Annotated in this window: 13 protein-coding genes and 2 pseudogenes; 7 read left to right on the plus strand and 8 right to left on the minus strand. The window is 72.4% G+C overall.

Features of this window, described 5'->3' with window-relative positions; genetic code table 11:
• The first annotated feature begins 51 nt into the window (after positions 1-51).
• A complete protein-coding gene (locus ACZ6CV_RS28995) occupies positions 52-360 on the plus strand; it encodes a hypothetical protein (protein WP_469253716.1) in 309 nt (102 codons plus the stop codon).
• A complete protein-coding gene (locus tag ACZ6CV_RS29000; protein WP_469253717.1) occupies positions 357-1,379 on the plus strand; it encodes a glutathione S-transferase family protein in 1,023 nt (340 codons plus the stop codon). The genes ACZ6CV_RS28995 and ACZ6CV_RS29000 overlap by 4 nt, the downstream gene beginning before the upstream one ends.
• Before the next feature lie 173 nt (positions 1,380-1,552).
• Here the strand turns inward: ACZ6CV_RS29000 and ACZ6CV_RS29005 are convergent.
• Positions 1,553-1,777 (minus strand): annotated as a pseudogene (locus tag ACZ6CV_RS29005) (hypothetical protein); the annotation flags it as partial.
• A gap of 56 nt (positions 1,778-1,833) precedes the next feature.
• Positions 1,834-2,415: a TetR/AcrR family transcriptional regulator gene (locus tag ACZ6CV_RS29010; RefSeq protein WP_469253949.1), complete on the minus strand. Its 582-nt coding sequence runs from the start codon at positions 2,413-2,415 to the stop codon at positions 1,834-1,836.
• A 203-nt stretch (positions 2,416-2,618) separates the two neighbouring features.
• On the opposite strand from ACZ6CV_RS29010, the gene ACZ6CV_RS29015 reads away from it, so the two are divergent.
• A complete protein-coding gene (locus tag ACZ6CV_RS29015) occupies positions 2,619-4,040 on the plus strand; it encodes a purine-cytosine permease family protein (protein WP_469253719.1) in 1,422 nt (473 codons plus the stop codon).
• 99 nt (positions 4,041-4,139) lie between these two features.
• On the plus strand, positions 4,140-5,807 hold the full coding sequence (locus ACZ6CV_RS29020; RefSeq protein ID WP_469253721.1) for an amidohydrolase: 1,668 nt from the start codon (positions 4,140-4,142) through the stop codon (positions 5,805-5,807).
• 40 nt (positions 5,808-5,847) lie between these two features.
• Here the strand turns inward: ACZ6CV_RS29020 and ACZ6CV_RS29025 are convergent, their stop codons facing one another.
• Complete coding sequence (locus tag ACZ6CV_RS29025) at positions 5,848-6,777, minus strand: LysR family transcriptional regulator (RefSeq protein ID WP_469253723.1); 930 nt, start codon at positions 6,775-6,777, stop codon at positions 5,848-5,850.
• A gap of 205 nt (positions 6,778-6,982) precedes the next feature.
• Here ACZ6CV_RS29025 and ACZ6CV_RS29030 point away from each other — a divergent pair, with 205 nt between their 5' ends.
• A complete protein-coding gene (locus ACZ6CV_RS29030) occupies positions 6,983-8,236 on the plus strand; it encodes an MFS transporter (protein ID WP_469253725.1) in 1,254 nt (417 codons plus the stop codon).
• Positions 8,237-8,265: 29 nt separating this feature from the next.
• On the opposite strand, the gene ACZ6CV_RS29035 is transcribed toward ACZ6CV_RS29030, so the two are convergent.
• The 5 genes and pseudogenes from ACZ6CV_RS29035 to ACZ6CV_RS29055 form a co-directional block, all read right to left on the minus strand.
• On the minus strand, positions 8,266-9,477 hold the full coding sequence (locus tag ACZ6CV_RS29035) for a glycosyltransferase (protein ID WP_469253727.1): 1,212 nt from the start codon (positions 9,475-9,477) through the stop codon (positions 8,266-8,268).
• 253 nt (positions 9,478-9,730) lie between these two features.
• A pseudogene (locus ACZ6CV_RS29040) lies at positions 9,731-10,493 on the minus strand (MerR family transcriptional regulator); the annotation flags it as partial.
• Positions 10,494-10,572: 79 nt separating this feature from the next.
• Complete coding sequence (locus tag ACZ6CV_RS29045; protein WP_362362398.1) at positions 10,573-10,806, minus strand: hypothetical protein; 234 nt, start codon at positions 10,804-10,806, stop codon at positions 10,573-10,575.
• A gap of 49 nt (positions 10,807-10,855) precedes the next feature.
• On the minus strand, positions 10,856-11,551 hold the full coding sequence (locus ACZ6CV_RS29050) for a TNT domain-containing protein (protein WP_469253951.1): 696 nt from the start codon (positions 11,549-11,551) through the stop codon (positions 10,856-10,858).
• A gap of 186 nt (positions 11,552-11,737) precedes the next feature.
• The gene (locus ACZ6CV_RS29055) at positions 11,738-12,610 is read right to left on the minus strand and encodes an aminoglycoside phosphotransferase family protein (protein WP_469253953.1); all 873 of its coding nucleotides are present in this window, start codon (positions 12,608-12,610) and stop codon (positions 11,738-11,740) included.
• Between the two features lie 225 nt (positions 12,611-12,835).
• On the opposite strand from ACZ6CV_RS29055, the gene ACZ6CV_RS29060 reads away from it, so the two are divergent.
• Both ACZ6CV_RS29060 and ACZ6CV_RS29065 read left to right on the plus strand, forming a co-directional pair.
• Positions 12,836-13,915: a hypothetical protein gene (locus tag ACZ6CV_RS29060; protein ID WP_469253729.1), complete on the plus strand. Its 1,080-nt coding sequence runs from the start codon at positions 12,836-12,838 to the stop codon at positions 13,913-13,915.
• 108 nt (positions 13,916-14,023) lie between these two features.
• Entirely contained in the window at positions 14,024-15,082 is a 1,059-nt protein-coding gene (locus ACZ6CV_RS29065; RefSeq protein WP_469253731.1) for a hypothetical protein, read from the plus strand.
• Positions 15,083-15,228: the final 146 nt, after the last annotated feature.

A 15,228-nucleotide genomic window follows, 5' to 3' on the forward strand; every position in this document is an offset into this window, starting at 1 on the left:
TGGCATCCCGCAATGCCGTACACGCCACCCAGCGCAGAGGAGTCGCACGACATGACCGGCACGACGTCCGAGGAACTGCTCGCCGCCCAGGCCTGCTTGCGTCTGCTGCACACGGCGCGCGCCGCGCTCTCCGACTCCGCGTCGGTCTCCCCCGTGGCCGCGGCGACGCTGCTGGCGGGCCCGATCGCGGAGGCCGACGAGGCGCTGCGCCGCGCGGGCCTGGCGGGCAACGAGGCGGTGCTGATCGACCGCATCTACGATCTGGCCCCGCCTCCGCCGTCGCGCGCCGCCGGCGGGGACACTCGTCATCAGCGGGTACCGATGACCCGGTCCTGCGCGCGAGACGGGAGCCAGTCATGAGTTCGGAGCAGGGCAACGCCTCGTACGGGCACAAGGAGTTCAAGCGGTCCAAGAGCCATTTCGCGGACCGCGTCACCGCGGACGGCGCGGACGGCTGGCCCGTGGAGGCGGGGCGTTACCGCCTGGTGGTGAGCCGGGCCTGCCCCTGGGCGGGCCGCGCGATGGTGGCACGCAGGCTGCTGGGCCTGGAGGACGCCCTCTCCCTGGGCGTCACCGACCCGGTGCAGGACGACCGCAGCTGGCGGTTCACGCTGGATCCGGACGACCGGGACCCGATCCTCGGCATCCGCTTCCTCAGCGAGGCGTACGAGGCCCGTGAGACCGGGTATCCCGGCGGGGTCAGCGTCCCGGCGATCGTAGACGTGCCGAGCGGCAAGCTGGTCACCAACGACTTCCAGCAGATCACGCTGGACCTCGCCACGGAGTGGTCAGCGCTGCATCGCGAGGGGGCGCCCGATCTGTACCCCGAGCCGCTGCGCGACGAGATCGACACCGTCATGGAGGGCATCTACCGCGACGTCAACAACGGCGTGTACCGCGCGGGCTTCGCCCCCGACCAGTCGACGTACGAGTCGGCGTACCGCGATCTCTTCCGCCGTCTGGAGCTCACCTCGGAGCGCCTGGCGAGCCGCCGCTATCTGGTCGGGGACACCATCACGGAGGCGGACATCCGCCTGTTCAGCACGCTGGTGCGGTTCGACGCGGTCTACCACGGCCACTTCAAGTGCAACCGCAGGAAGCTGTCCGAGGACCCGGTGCTGTGGGCGTACGCCCGGGATTTGTTCCAGACCCCGGGGTTCGGCGACACCATCGACTTCGACCACATCAAGCGGCACTACTACCAGGTGCACACCGGCATCAACCCGACCGCCATCGTGCCACTGGGCCCGGACCTCTCCGGATGGCTGACGCCGCATCACCGGGAGGAGCTCGGCGGGCGGCCCTTCGGCGACGGGACGCCGCCGGGGCCGGTGCCCGCCGGCGAGGAGGTGCCGGCCACGGGGCGGCCCGGGGCCTGAGTCCTTCCGATGGCCTCGGGCCCCCGTCGGGCGGCGGCGCCGGGGCCATCCGTGGCCCCTAGGCCGTCCCGCCGGTCTCAGCCCGTCGCGTTGCCCGGATCCGCGAGGGGGCCCTGTGCCGGGTCGACGAGCCGTTCCTGCTTCCGTTCAGGGAACGGCTCCGTGCCGGTACGCCAGGTGAACTTGTCGCCGCCCACCCACCGCACCGTGTCCGGGTCGTCGAGGTCGTGCACGGTGATGCCCGCCATCGCGGCCGCGTCCAGGACGTCCGTCACGGTCTTCGCCTTGCCGACGACCTCACCGTCGATCTCCACGATGCGGAACGGCGGGTGTCCGGGCTGGACACCGAGCACCGTGATCCGGGGTTTCGCCATGTACAGATACGCGCTTTCGGTCATGCCTCGCACTCTTCCACTCCGACCGGCATCAGCGCCTCGTCACTCGGCCGCTCGGGCTAGGGTCTCGCGTTTGTCGCCCCTTCGGCCGCCTGTCCGAGCAGCCGGGCCGCTGCGGACCGGGCGGTGGCGAGGGCCCGCGCGCGGTCCGCGTCCCGCTGGCCGAGCACCACGCGCGTGCTCAACCCGTCGAGGAGTGCGAGGAGTTCACCGGCGCGGTCCGCGCCCGCGTCGGGTGCGAAGACGTCCGCGGCCACGCCCTGGGCGAGGAGCGCCGTCAGGTCCTCCTGCCAGCCCCGGTCCAGTTCCTCCTGGGCCGCGCGCAGCGATGCGTTGGCCCCGGCGCGCGCCCAGAGTTCGATCCACAGCATCCAGCGGGGGTCGCGCGGCCCCGTCGGCAGATACAGCCGCAGAAAACGCTCCAGCTTGCGGGCCGGCGCCGACCGCCCGGCGAGCAGCGCGCGCCGCTCCTCGGTGAGCGCCGCCTCGCTCCAGCGCAGCGCCTCCAGGAACAGCCGGTCCTTGCTGCCGAAGTAGTACAGGATGTGGCCGCCGCTGGTGCCGAGCCGCTCGGCGAGCGCCGACATGGTGAGCGCCGCGAGGCCCTGCTCCGCGATCGCCGTCATCGCCTCGTCCAGCATCCGGTCCCGCGCGACCTGGCCGTCCCGCCGTCGTGCCACGTGTGTGCTCCCGCCTCTCCCTGAGTGCCGACCCTATCCCCGCGCGCCGGCAGGTCGATTTCGGCCGGGGTCTTGACGGCGCCGGGGGACGTGCCGCACTTTGAATGCCGTTCTAAAACATAGAACGGCATTCAAACTCTGGATGCCGGAGAGCGAGGTCCCGCATGGCGCAACAAGCCCCGGTGTCCGCCGGGATGGGCACGGGAGTCACCAGCGACGAGGTGTTCCGGGTCGAGACGCACGGCATCGACCCGATCCCCGCGGCGGACCGGCACGGCAGCGCCAAGGACCTGTTCTGGCTCTGGTTCGGCTCCAACCTGACCTTCACGTACGTGATCAACGGCGCCCTCGCCGTCTCCTTCGGCCTCAGCTTCTGGCAGGCCACGGCCGTCGTCGTCATCGGCGGGTTGTCGTTCTTCGCCATCAGCGCGGCCGGCCTCAGCGGCGTGCGCACCGGCACCGCCACCCTGGTGATCTCGCGGGCCGCCTTCGGCGTGCGCGGGAACTTCCCGGCCGGCCTGCTCAACTGGGTCGTCTCGATCGGCTACACCGTCGTCAACACGGTCGTGGGCACGCTCGCCTTGGAGGCCCTCTTCGCCGACCTCGGCCTCGGCGGCGGGAACACGGCACGGGCCCTCGCCCTCGCGGTCACCCTGGCCATGACCTTCGCCGTCGCCATGTGGGGCCACGCCACGGTGCAGCTCGCCGAGCGGTGGATGGCCTACGTCCTCGCGGCGGGCTTCGGCGTCCTGCTGCTCCTGCTCCTGCCGGACGCCGACCTCGGCGCGGCCGGTGCCGGGGGCGGGGCGGGCTTCTCCGGGTGGACGCTCGCCTTCGTCGTGATGCTCGCGGGCCCGTTCTCGTATCTGCCGATGCCCGCCGACTACACGCGCTATCTGCCGCCGGAGACCTCACTGCGCTCGATCACGGTGGCCGGGGCGCTCGGCGGGTTCGTCTCGTCCGTCGCGCTCGGCGTGGCCGGGGCCGCCGCCGCGAGCCAGGCCGACATGACGGACGCGGTCGCCGGGGTGGAGGGGCTCCTGCCGGGCTGGTTCCGGCCGGTGTTCCTGCTGCTGGTGCTCGGCGGTTCGGTGACCAACTCGATCCTCACCCTGTACTCCTCCAGCCTCAACCTCCAGGTCCTCGGCATCCCCTGGAGCCGGGCCAAGGCCATCGTCATCAGCGTCGCCGTGACGGCGCTGGGCTCGCTGGGCGCCCTCTTCCTGACGGACTTCACCGAGTCGCTGCTCAGCTTCCTCTCCCTGCTGATCATCGTGTTCGCGCCCTGGGGCGGGGTGTTCCTCGCCGACATGCTGCTGCGCCGCTGCCACTACGACACCGGCGCGCTGCACACGCGGGGGCGGGAAGGCGCGTACTGGTACCGCGCCGGTTTCCATCCCGCCGGGATGGCCGCGCTCGCCCTCGGCATGGTCTTCGCCGCGCTGACCTGCGACTCCGAGCTCTGGACCGGCCCGCTGGTGGCGCCGCTCGGCGGGGGCGACCTCACCCTCCTCGGCTCGGTCGTCTCCGGCCTCGCCTACTGGGGCCTGGCCCGCCGTTCCGTGCGGGCCGCGATGCCTGTGTGACGTCACCCGCGCCCCGGCCCCCTTCTCCTTTCCCGTACGACACGAATCCCTCTCCCGTACGACACGAACCACCCGCACCAACCCAGGAGCTCGCCCCTCATGCCCCGCACCACAACCTCCGTCACCCCCTCCCCCGCCGACCTGGTCCTGCGCAACGCCCGTATCCACACCGTCGACCCGGAACTGCCCGCCGCCGAGGCGCTCGCGGTGCGCTGCGGCCGGATCCTGTGGCTGGGCCCCGACGCGGAGGCCGACCGGTGGACGGGACCCGCCACCCGCGTCGTCGACGGGCGCGGGCGGCTCGTCCTGCCCGGGTTCATCGACGCCCACAACCACGTCCGGCTCGGCTCCGACGACGCCTGTGTGCAGCTCGCAGGCGCCGACAGCCTCGACGAGATCCACGCCCGGATCCACGCCTGGCGCGCCGACCACCCCGACGCACCGTGGATCGAGGCGGAGGCGTTCGACTACTCCGCGATCCCCGACGGCCGCATGCCCCGCGCCACCGACCTCGACCCGGTCACCGGCGACACCCCCGCGTTCGTCCTGAGTTACGACGTGCACACCGCCTGGCTCAACACGGCCGCCCTGCGCCGCCTCGGCGTCGACCGCGACCACACGACGCTGCCGTTCGGGCGGGCGGAGACCGATCCGGCCACCGGCGAGCCCACCGGGTTCGTCAAGGACTTCGCGGTGCGGGGCCTGAGCCGGGACGGCCACCGGGCGCTGCGCGCGCTGGGCGTTCCGTGGGCGTCGCCCGACCGGCAGTACGGGCGCCTCGCCAAGAGCCTGGACGACGCGATCGGCTACGGCATCACCACGGTGGTCGAGCCCCAGAACTCCCTGGACGACCTGGCGCTCTTCGAGCGGGCACGTGCCGAGGGCCGGCTGCGCTCGCGGATCGTCGCCGCCCTCTTCCATCCGCGTGGCACCACCGACGCGGATCTGGACGATTTCGCCGAGGCCGCGGAGCGTTTCGCCGACGAGCGGCTGCGGGTGGGGCCGCTGAAGCTGTACATCGACGACGTCGTGGAGCCTCGTACGGCCGCGCTCCTCGCTCCGTACGCCGGGTGCGGGCGCCATCGGGGCGACACCTTCTACCCGGCCGAGGAGTTCGCGGAGCTCCTGACGAAGCTGGACGCCCGCGGCTTCCAGTGCTTCGTCCACGCGACGGGCGACCGGGGCATCCGTACCGTCCTGGACGCGGTGGAGCGAGCCCGCGCCGTGAACGGGCCGCGCGACGCCCGCCACCAGGTCGTCCACGTCGAGTGCCTGGACCCGCGCGACACCCCGCGCTTCGCCGACCTGGGCGTCGTCGCCTGTATGCAGCCCCGACACTGCGCCCCCGACATCGCGGGACCCGGCAAGGACTGGGCGGAGAACATCGGCGCCGACCGCTGGCACAAGGCCTGGCCGATGCGCAGCCTCCACGAGGCGGGGGCCGTCCTCGCCCTGTCCAGCGACTGGAACGTCGCCGAGATGGACCCGATGGCGGGCATCTACACCGCCGTCACGCGCCGCCCGCTCGGCGGCGGCGCCCCCTGGCAGCCCGGCGAGACCCTGGACGTGGCGACCGCCGTGCACGGCTACACGATGGGCTCCGCGTACGCCAACTTCCTCGAGGACGAGCGCGGTTCACTGACGGTCGGCAAGCTCGCCGACTTCGTCGTGCTCTCCCGGGACATTCTGCGCGTACGCCCCGAGGAGATCCCCGGGACCGTGGCCGAGGTGGTCGTGGTGGGCGGGGAGATGGTCGTCGAACGGTAGGCGGCGGCCGCGACGAGCGGGACGGGACGAGCCCGGTTGGTCACCGCGCCCAGGCGGGGGTCCAGGTTCCGGCCCCGTCGTCGGCTGCCCTCGCGGCACCGAGGTGGCCGCGGAGCGCCGTCAGCGCGGGGTGCGGGTTGTCGGCGCGCCAGATCAGGGAGTGCGGGTAGACCGGGGTCGGGTCGTGCAGCACGATGCGGCGCAGGTCGTCGTCGGCGGGCCAGACGAGCCGGGTCTGCTGCCCGACCAGGGTGGCGAGGCCCGGGGACTCGGCGATGGTGTCGAGGAGCGGCTCGGTGCCGAAGTCCGGTCCGGTCGCCTCGATGGTGAGCCCGAAGGTGTCGGCGAGCGCCTCGTAGTAGGCCGCCCATTCGGTCCCGCTGACGATGCCGGGCATCCAGATGCGGTGCCCGGCCAGTTGGTCGGGGGTGACTGCGCGAGCACCGGCCAGGGCGTGCCGCGGTCCTGTGAGGAGCTGGATGGGCTCGTCGTGGACCCGCTCGGCCTCGATGCCGTCGGGCAACTGGCGCACCGGCCGGGTGACGGCGCGGAAGGCCGCGTCGATGGTGCCGGCCTTGAGGGCGGCGACGGCCGCGTCGGCGTCGAAGAGCGTCACGACGTCGAGCGGGGTCTCGGGATGTGCGCGGTGGAAGTCGCGCAGCAGATCGGCCGGTGCGAGCCTGCGGCCGATCACGTCGACGCGCAGCGCCCGGCTGCCCGGCCGTACGGAGGCGGCGGCGCGCTCCTCGGCCTGCAGGAGGTCGCGGGCGTGGGGCAGGAAGGCCTGTCCGTCGATGGTGAGCACGACGCCGCGTGAGGCGCGCGTGAACAACCGCACCGCCAGCTCCTTCTCAAGCCCTGCGACGCGCTTCGACACGGCTTGCTGGGTGATCGCCAGGTCCGCGGCGGCGCCCTGGAACTGGCCGGCGTCCGCGGCGGCGACGAAGGCGCGCACAGCATCGAGATCCATGGCCGCCACCCTAGACAGGTCCACGTACCGGTCTGACCTGGCTGTCGTCCGCACACTCCGGCGGGCGGGCACCGGCTCCGCCCCACAACCGGCGGTTGTGGCGTGCGGGCGGAACGGTTGTTTGATCGGCCGGTGGGTCGCCCGCTTGGATGTCACCCGGCGACACGAGGTCGTCCGGTGAGATGGGTGCGGGGAGCGGCGAGGGATGACGGGCAGGCGGAGCCTGGGGCGGCGGTTCGGGTGGCTCTGGGCGGCGTACGCGGTCAGCTCGTTCGGGACGCGGCTCGCGTTCGACGCGTTCGCCATGATCGCGATCCTGGTCCTTGACGCGGGCACGGCGCAGGTCGCGCTCCTCGCGTCCGCGGGTCTCGCGGTGGGGGCGGTGGCAGCGGTGTCGCTCGGACCGTGGGTGGAGCGCCGCCGCAAGCGGCCGGTGATGGTGGCGATGGACCTGGTGCGGTGCGCGGCGCTGCTGAGTGTCCCCGCCGCGTTCGCGCTCGGCGCGCTGGGCTTCACCCAGCTCCTGGTCGTGTCGGTGGTGGTCGCCGCGGCCGACATCACGTTCGGGGCGGCGAGCGGCGCGTATCTGAAGACGCTCGTACCGCGGGAGGATCTGCTGGTCGCCAACGGCCGGCTGGAGTCGACAACCTGGACCACGACCATGCTGGGACCGCCGCTCGGCGGGGCCGCGGTCGGCCTCTTCGGTCCCCTCCTGGCCGTGGTGGCCGATGCCGTCAGTTACCTCCTCTCGGCGGTGGGGCTCCGCGCGATCGGCCCGACGGACCGCGACGAGCCGCGCCCGGTACGTACGGGCGAGGCGCCCCGGCTCCGCGCGGGTGACCTGCTCGACGGCTGGCGGTTCATCCTCGCCGACCCCGTGCTGCGCCGGCTGTTCTTCAACACCGTCCTGGTCAGCGGCCTCATCATGGCGGCCTCGCCGCCGCTGGCCGTCCTCATGCTCGGCCCGCTCGGCTTCGCACCGTGGCAGTACGGCCTCGCGTTCGCGCTGCCCTGCGCGGGCGGTCTCATCGGCTCACGGCTGTCCCGGCCCCTGGTCGCCCGGTTCGGACAGCGAGCGGTCATGCTCACCGCCGGCACGCTGCGCGCGTGCTGGTCCGTCGGGCTCGCCTTCGTCAGCCCCGGTCCGGCCGGGCTCGTGCTCGTCGTCGTCCTGGAACTCGGGCTCATCACCAGCATGGGCGTCTTCAACCCGGTGTACGCCACCTACCGGCTCGCGCAGACCCCGACGGACCGGGTCACTCGCACGCTGTCCGCCTGGTCGGTGAGCAGCAAGGCCACCGTCGCGACCATGACCGGCCTGTGGGGAGCGCTCGCCGGGCTCACCGGCCCGCGCACGGCCATCGCCGTCGCCGGTCTCCTCCTGCTGGCCACCCCGCTGTTGCTGCCGCGGGGCAAGCGGTGGGAGGCGCGGGAGGCGGTCGGCGTTCCGGCCGAGTAGGACGGCTGGACGGTTGGACGGTTGGGGGCCTAGGTCAACCGCTCGACCGCCTTCACCACGTGCCCGGCGCCGTCCTCCGCGGCCATGGCATGGGCGAGACGTCCGGCGGAACGCGCGTACGTCTCGTCTCGGACCGCGCGACCGAGTGCCTCCGCGAGACGGGGTGCGGTCAGGTCCTTGAAGGGGATGGGGGCGGTCGCCGTGCCGAGCGAGGCGAGACGGGCCGCCCAGAAGGGCTGGTCCGCCGTGACCGGGACGGGGACGGCGGGGACGCCCGCGCGCAGCGCCGCCGCCGACGTGCCCGCGCCCGCGTGGTGCACCACGGCCGCCACCTCGGGGAAGAGCAGGGCGTGCGGCACCTCACCGACCGTCAGGATGTCGTCGCCGGACGCCGCGAGACCTGCCCGCCCCGCCTGCAGCACGCCCCGCAGCCCGGCCGCGCGCAGGGCCGACACCGCGATCTCGCTCAGCCGTGCGCCCTCCCCGCCCGCCATGCTCCCGAAGCCGATGAAGACCGGGGGCGGCCCCGCCCGCAGAAAGGCGTCGAGTTCCGGCGGCAGCACGGTCTCGCGGTCGTGGTACGGCCACCAGTTGCCGACGACGTCGAGGCCGGCGCGCCAGTCCGCGGGCCGGGGCACCACGGCCGGGCTGAACCCGTGCAGCACCGGCCACCCCGCCCGCTCCTGTCGGGCGCGGATGGTGCCCGGCGCGGCGGCGGGCAGTGAGAGGCGGGCGCGCAGGTCGCGGACCGCGTCGGCGTACACGCGGTCGACCATGCGCAGCGAGAAGCCCCCGAGAGCCCGGTTGCCGAGGCCTCCGAGCGAGCGCGTGCCGCCGACCACGGGCGGGAAGGCCCGGGTGGGGTGCGCCGGTTGGAGATAGGCCCCCAGCGTGGGGATGCTCATCGCCTCGGCCAGCTGCCAGCCGAGCGGGGCGGTGGTCGTGGAGAGCACCAGCAGGTCGGCGCCCCGCACGGCCGCGTCGACGAGTCCGCCCCCGAGCTCGCGGACGAAGCCTGCCGCGGCTCGCATCAGCTCCTTGCGCCCGTCGGCGCGCCGCTGGGCCTGTGCGTCGGCCGGCAGCTCGCGGAACCTCAGGCCCGCGGCCTCGACGAGCGGCGCGAAAGTCGCGTGGGTGGCAAGCGCGACGTCGTATCCGGCCTCGCGGAGCCGGACGCCGAGACCGGTGTACGGGGCGACGTCGCCGTACGAACCGGCTGCGGCGATCAGGATCCGGGTCATCGGCTTCCTCCGGGGCTGAGGGCGGAGTTGAGGGCGGAGGCGGGGGCGGGGCTGGGCGCGGGTGCGGGGCTCGACGGGGGTGTGGGGCCAGGGTCAGGGCTGGTATCTGGGCTCGGGCCTGGGCCGGGGTCGTCCACGGGGCTCGGCGCGGCCCCGGCCGGAGTGCATGCCTCAACCTCACCTTTAGCGTGAGGGTTGACCTCAGGTTCAGGTCGAACGTGCGGGCTCACCCCGCTCGCGTCACGTCGCGACCGGTTTTCCGCGTTGGCGTGTACGGCGGTACGGAGATACGCGGCGAGCCCTTGGCGCTGCTGGGGCGGCGGTACGACGAGGGCGAAGGCCCGGGGGTCGTCCGCGAAGTCGTCCGCGATGCGCTGATGCATCTCGGGCGGGCAGGGCGTGAACCACCGGGCGATGTGCTGCCGGTGGGCTTCCGCAACGTCCCGGGCCCGCTCGCTCTCCGGGGGCTCCCCGGCGTCGAAGGCCGCGAGCAGGTCCTCGCGCCACCGCGCGGCCTCGCCCATGAGCCGCGCCCAGTCCTCCTTGGAGTGCGCGGCGGCGCTCGCCATGGCCGCGCGATGCCCCGCGCTGTTCTGCCACTTCAACTCGGCCTCGGTGGCGTAGCTCAGGTCGAAGGTGATCTCGCCGAACACCTCGAACCGTTCCTCGGGGCTGAGGCGCACCCCGGTCTGCTGCACCTCCATGGCCCGTTCGGCCACCTCCACGAGGCGCTCCAGCTTGCCGATCTGCTCGCGCAGCGACCGGCGTCTCGCCTTGAGCTGGGCGAGGGCGTTGGCCTGCGGGTCGGCCAGGATCTCGGCTATCTCGTCGAGGGCGAAGCCGAGTTCGCGGTAGAAGAGGATCTGTTGCAGCCGGGCCAGATCGGCGTCGCCGTAGAGGCGGTATCCGCCGGGGCTGCGCTCGCCGGGTGTGAGGAGCCCGGCGCGGTCGTAGTGGTGCAGGGTGCGGACGGTGACGCCCGCGAAGCCGGCGACCTGACCGACGGTATAACTCATAACCCTCGCCTTTCGTCGACGTTCAGCCTGCAGCCTGACGTGACGTGAGGGTCAATCCCGCGTATACGAATCATACGAGTCATACGAGCTGACGCAGCAGCTGGTCGCAGGCCGCCGCCTCGTCGTCGTGCCGGGCGAGGGGGTGGTGGGCGCCCCGCTCGTACGTACCGACTTCCCACGCCCCTCCCTCGACCCGGCGCAGATAGACGAAGTCAGGGGGTGTGGGCGCCGGTTCGTGGACGCCCTCGATCCAGTAGTAGCCGTCGGCGACGTGGGCGTCGCGCAGGGCCGCAGCCAGTTCTCGGACGTCCACGGTCGCTCTCCGTTGCTCCGGGGCCTCGCCCGGCTCGCGATCGGTAGACCTAGGAGCGGACGGGCTTGAGGTAGCCGTGGTCCAGCAGCCACTTCACGTTGAGGCGCTGTCCATCGCCGGGGTTCAGGAAGGTCGGGTCCAGCTTGATCTGCCGGCCGCCGCCGGGCTGCGCGAACCAGGGGGCGATGCTTCCCTGCCAGACGCGGAACGGCTTGGTCACCTTGTAGACGTGGTAGTCGCAGGTGAAGGCGGCGTCGCGGGTGTTGAGGTTCTGCGGGGGCAGGGCGCGCTCGGCGTAGGAGTCCCCGGCGGGCGCGAGGTACCCCCCGTACTCGGAGCCGAAGCGGTCGAGCCGCTCGCCGCGCCGCAGACGCTCGGGGTGCTTGTCGACCTTTCCGTCGACGGACCCGAAGCCGTCGTTGGGCGGGTACTTCCAGCTGCCGGTGTCCGCGGGGCCCTCCCAGTACTTCTTCAGGAAGGCCTTCGGCGAGAGCTTCCCGGTCCGCTTCCAGTGCTTCAGGAGCGGTCCCACGGGGCGCTGCCCCGACCTGGGAAGCCAGGCCGGGCCGAGCCGTGAGTCACCGTGGAACTCCCCCGTGCAGGGCTCGTGCGCGGCGGCCGCGCCCACCGGGGGCGCGGGCACGGCGGAGGCGGGCCCGGCAGGAGCCGAGGCGCTCGCGGCGGGCGCGGCCGCCATGACGCCGGCGACTCCCAGCGCGGCCAGGACGGTACGGATCCGGATCACACGGCTGTGCTCCACTCGGCAACTCCTCATACGGGTGCGTGCAGTCGACATAAATCGCTCGCACACCGTATATGCACGATCGCTCTCAGTGTCCGCAAGTGCGGCCCCTACACCCTCGTATGGCGAAAACCGGACCCGGGAGGGGAGTTCCCCTGTGCGTGGTCTGTTCGAGAGCTGCTTCTGTGCTCACCGGGACAACGCGAGCAGTTCATCGACCGCCTGGCTCTCATCACCGCCTCTGAGATGGGCGATGGCTGCGAACGGTGCGATCACCTGGCTCCAGGCGTGGAGCCGGTCGCCATCGAGTCCGCATGCCGCCGCGACACGCGCGCAGCGGATGTCGACGCCCTCCTGCCCGGCCGCGGCCAGGACGTAGTCCACGGCGTCGAAGCACGGATCACCGGCACAGGCCTTCGGGTCGATGGCCATGAGCCCGCGCCGCCCGCCGTCGAGGACGTTGCCCAGGTGCAAGTCTCCGTGGAGCAACACCGTGGTCGCTTCTGTCTCCAGGAGCCGCTCGCACCGCTGGATGGCCTTGTCCCATACGGTGACGTCCATGCATGCGCTGACAACGGGCTCGGCCAGCCGCTTGCCGACCCGGGCAAAGGCCTCCTCGCATCGCCCCCGCAGCGCACGCGTCGGTTGCGCAGGCAACGCGACCGCGTGCAAGGCGGCGAGCAACTCCGACCACTGATCCGGGAGCCCAGCGGCAGGCATGTACTCCGCCGGCGTGCCGGGGACGATCTCCTCCAACACCATTGCCCCTGCCGCCTCGTCGGTGGCCAGCACGGAGGGCACCCGGCCCGAGGGGGCGAACCATCCCAGCATCTCGGCCTGTTCGGCCATCAGGTCCTTCTCCGGGCTGATCTTCAGCACCGCAGGCGTGCCGTCGGTCCAGCGGCACCGCAGAGCGATCGACGAAGCGCCGTCTGGGAGGGGTCCACCGAGCGACAGCCCCCACTGGGACGCCAGCCGCTCGACCAGCTCGGGCGCCTCCGCGCACCATTCGGCGACATGGGGGCCGAATCGGTCCACCAACCGGGCAGTGGCGCTCTCCACCTCCACCAGCAGTCGCTTCACACGGGCCAGTGTGCCGCTCGCAGGATCTTTGTCCACCGGTTTGCGTCACTCTCCGCAGACGCAAGCCGGTCCGTCTCCCGGGCTTCACGTCACTCTGCCAACAAGGACAAGGGACACCGGGCGCGGCCGGAACTTATGTGGGCTTTAGGGTTGCCTCGGTCGCAACGGTAGTTGCGAGGAACCACAGGAGCAACGGGGGTTGCAGTGCAGCGCACAGAACGCCGGATCACGACCATCGCCGGAGCAGGCCTCATCGCCCTGCTGCTGGCCGGCTGCGGGGATTCGGGCCCGGCCGACGACCACCGCGACAACAAGCCGAAGACGGACAAGGCCGCGTCCGCCGGCACGCCCCTGCCGCTCGACACCGCCGCGCGACAGGCGAAGTACACCGACAGGGACGAGAGGGCGGTCGACCTGAAGGTCGCGCCCTCCTCCCTCAAGCGCGGAACCACCGGTGATGTCGCGCACGTTCGGCTCGACGACGACGTCAAGGGGATGGTGCCGCATTACCTGACCGTGTCCGTCACCAACACCGGCACCGACACCGTCGACGCGAGCGCTGCCGCGGACCAGTTCGCGCTCGTCCTCGCCGACGGCACCCGCGGCCAGACCATGTCGTTCTACAACAGCAACCCACTGGCCTCACCGGGCACCGGCCCGCTGGAGACGTGCAACGGCACCAAGGCACCCGTCAAGCTGCCCCCGGGACAGACCGCCACAGGCTGCCAGGTCGTCATGCTGCCCAAGGACGCCAAGCCCTCCGCCGTCTCCTACAGCGACGACGCGGGCGCCCGGACCTGGCAGGTCAAGGGCGGCGATGGTGCGGACAACGGCATCCTGCCCGTCGGCCGGCCCGCCAAGACGACGTGGAGGGACGTGCACGACAAGGACTTCCCCCTCACCGTCACGCCGAAGAGCGTGCGCAAGGTCGGCCCCGAGGCCCTCGCCGGTTACGACCTCGACGACGACCAGAAGAAGGCGGACTTCTACTTCGTCACGTACGAATACCGCAATGACGGAACGACCAAGCTGTACCCGGGCATGGACGAGGCGGTGGTCCTTCGGACCGAGGCCGGCCGGACGGTGGAGAAGATGACCCTGCTCTCCATGGGCAGCTCCGGACCCAAGGGATGCGCGTCCGCCGTCCCCTACGGCATGGTCCCGGCCGGCAAGACGGTGCGGCAGTGCGGGGTCTACCTCCTCGGCAAGGGCGACAAGCCCCTCACGGCGACCTTCACGCCCACCGCCGAGGGAGCCCGGACTCTGACGTGGAAGACATCCTGAACATCGTGAGCGGTCCCGTTCTCCAGAAACCGGACGGTGTTCGAGTACGTCCTGAGGGTCGATAGGCTCGTTCGTTGATTTGTTGCACCGCACGCCCACGGGGGATGCATGAGCCAGACGCTCTACAAGGAACAGTCGTGGAATCCGCTGGCGCGGACCGTCGAGTTGACGGAGGAGGAGCTGCGGCGCGGCGGCAAGGTGACGCCGCTCGGTGAGTTGAACCTGCCGGCCATGGCCGAGGCGTTCCTGCGGGGCCACTGGCTCGGCGGCGGCGGTTCGGAGCGCCCGCTGGACCGGCTGCCCGCCGACAACGGCGTCGTCCCAATCACCCGCGTCACCGGCACCACCGTCCCCGTAAAGGTGCGCCGGGCGGCCGAATTCACCCAGGAACTGGGCACGTTCGCGGTACGACACAGCGGCGGTCCCGCCCGGCTGAACGCCCTGGCCGAGCAGGCGCGGGCGATGGGCGTGCCGCTGTGGATGGCCCGACGGTACGCCGACGGGCCCGCCGGCCCCATAGCCGTCGCGGTGGACCGCCGCCTGGTGCGTGTGGACGTGTGGGGGCCCGACGCTCCCCCCGTACGGATACGGGCGCCCCGCGGCCTCCTGCCCAGCACCGCCGACCAGAGTCAGGGACTGCGGATGACCGTGGGGGACGTACGGGCCCCTCTCGTCCTCAAGAAGAAGGTGCGCAAGTCCAAGAGCTTCGCGCGGGTGCAACTGCCCCTCGGCGTCTGGACGCTGCGACGGGAGAACTCCACGAGCTCCTGGCTGCTGCGCGACGACCGGCGGGTCGCCTTGCTGGAGCGGCCGCCGCGCCGCCCCGACCTCGACCCCGACACGGTGCTGCTCCCCCTCTCCCCCGTGCGTCACGAGAGCGCGGACCCACTGGACGCCGTCATGGCCCAGGCCTTCGCGGTCGCCTTCGGCCTGGGCAACACCACGGGCACGGCCCGCTTCCGGCTCCGGCGCCCGCAGTCCGACAGCGGCGAGCCGATCGCCGCGGACCACGCCTGGGACCGCCCCTGGTTCAGCAACCTGGGCATCGGCGGCGACGACAACGAACCGGGCGGCTCGGACGGCTGGGGCTCCGACGGCGGTGACGGCGGGGATGGAGGCGGCGACGGGGGCGGCGACGGCGGCGGGGATGGAGGCGGCGGGGACTAGGGCCTGTCCGGCGGAGCAGGGGCGCGGCTCTCAAGAGGGCGCGCCGCTGGTCGGCGGAGCCACCCGTTGGCCCACCCCGGTCCCCCACCGGACACGACAGCCTCGTCCCCCTTGCCCGTCCCCCCTCGTACGCGACACTGTGTCTG

The organism is Streptomyces sp. NPDC041713 (genome assembly GCF_055591085.1).

Coding starts and splice junctions, on each gene's coding strand:
- ACZ6CV_RS29010 (WP_469253949.1), bottom strand. CDS start 2,415: ATGCTGGACGAGGCGATGACGGCGATCGCGGAGCAGGGCCTCGCGGCG.
- ACZ6CV_RS29065 (WP_469253731.1), top strand. CDS start 14,024: ATGAGCCAGACGCTCTACAAGGAACAGTCGTGGAATCCGCTGGCGCGG.
- ACZ6CV_RS28995 (WP_469253716.1), top strand. CDS start 52: ATGACCGGCACGACGTCCGAGGAACTGCTCGCCGCCCAGGCCTGCTTG.
- ACZ6CV_RS29000 (WP_469253717.1), top strand. CDS start 357: ATGAGTTCGGAGCAGGGCAACGCCTCGTACGGGCACAAGGAGTTCAAG.
- ACZ6CV_RS29030 (WP_469253725.1), top strand. CDS start 6,983: ATGACGGGCAGGCGGAGCCTGGGGCGGCGGTTCGGGTGGCTCTGGGCG.
- ACZ6CV_RS29035 (WP_469253727.1), bottom strand. CDS start 9,477: ATGACCCGGATCCTGATCGCCGCAGCCGGTTCGTACGGCGACGTCGCC.
- ACZ6CV_RS29020 (WP_469253721.1), top strand. CDS start 4,140: ATGCCCCGCACCACAACCTCCGTCACCCCCTCCCCCGCCGACCTGGTC.
- ACZ6CV_RS29015 (WP_469253719.1), top strand. CDS start 2,619: ATGGCGCAACAAGCCCCGGTGTCCGCCGGGATGGGCACGGGAGTCACC.
- ACZ6CV_RS29025 (WP_469253723.1), bottom strand. CDS start 6,777: ATGGATCTCGATGCTGTGCGCGCCTTCGTCGCCGCCGCGGACGCCGGC.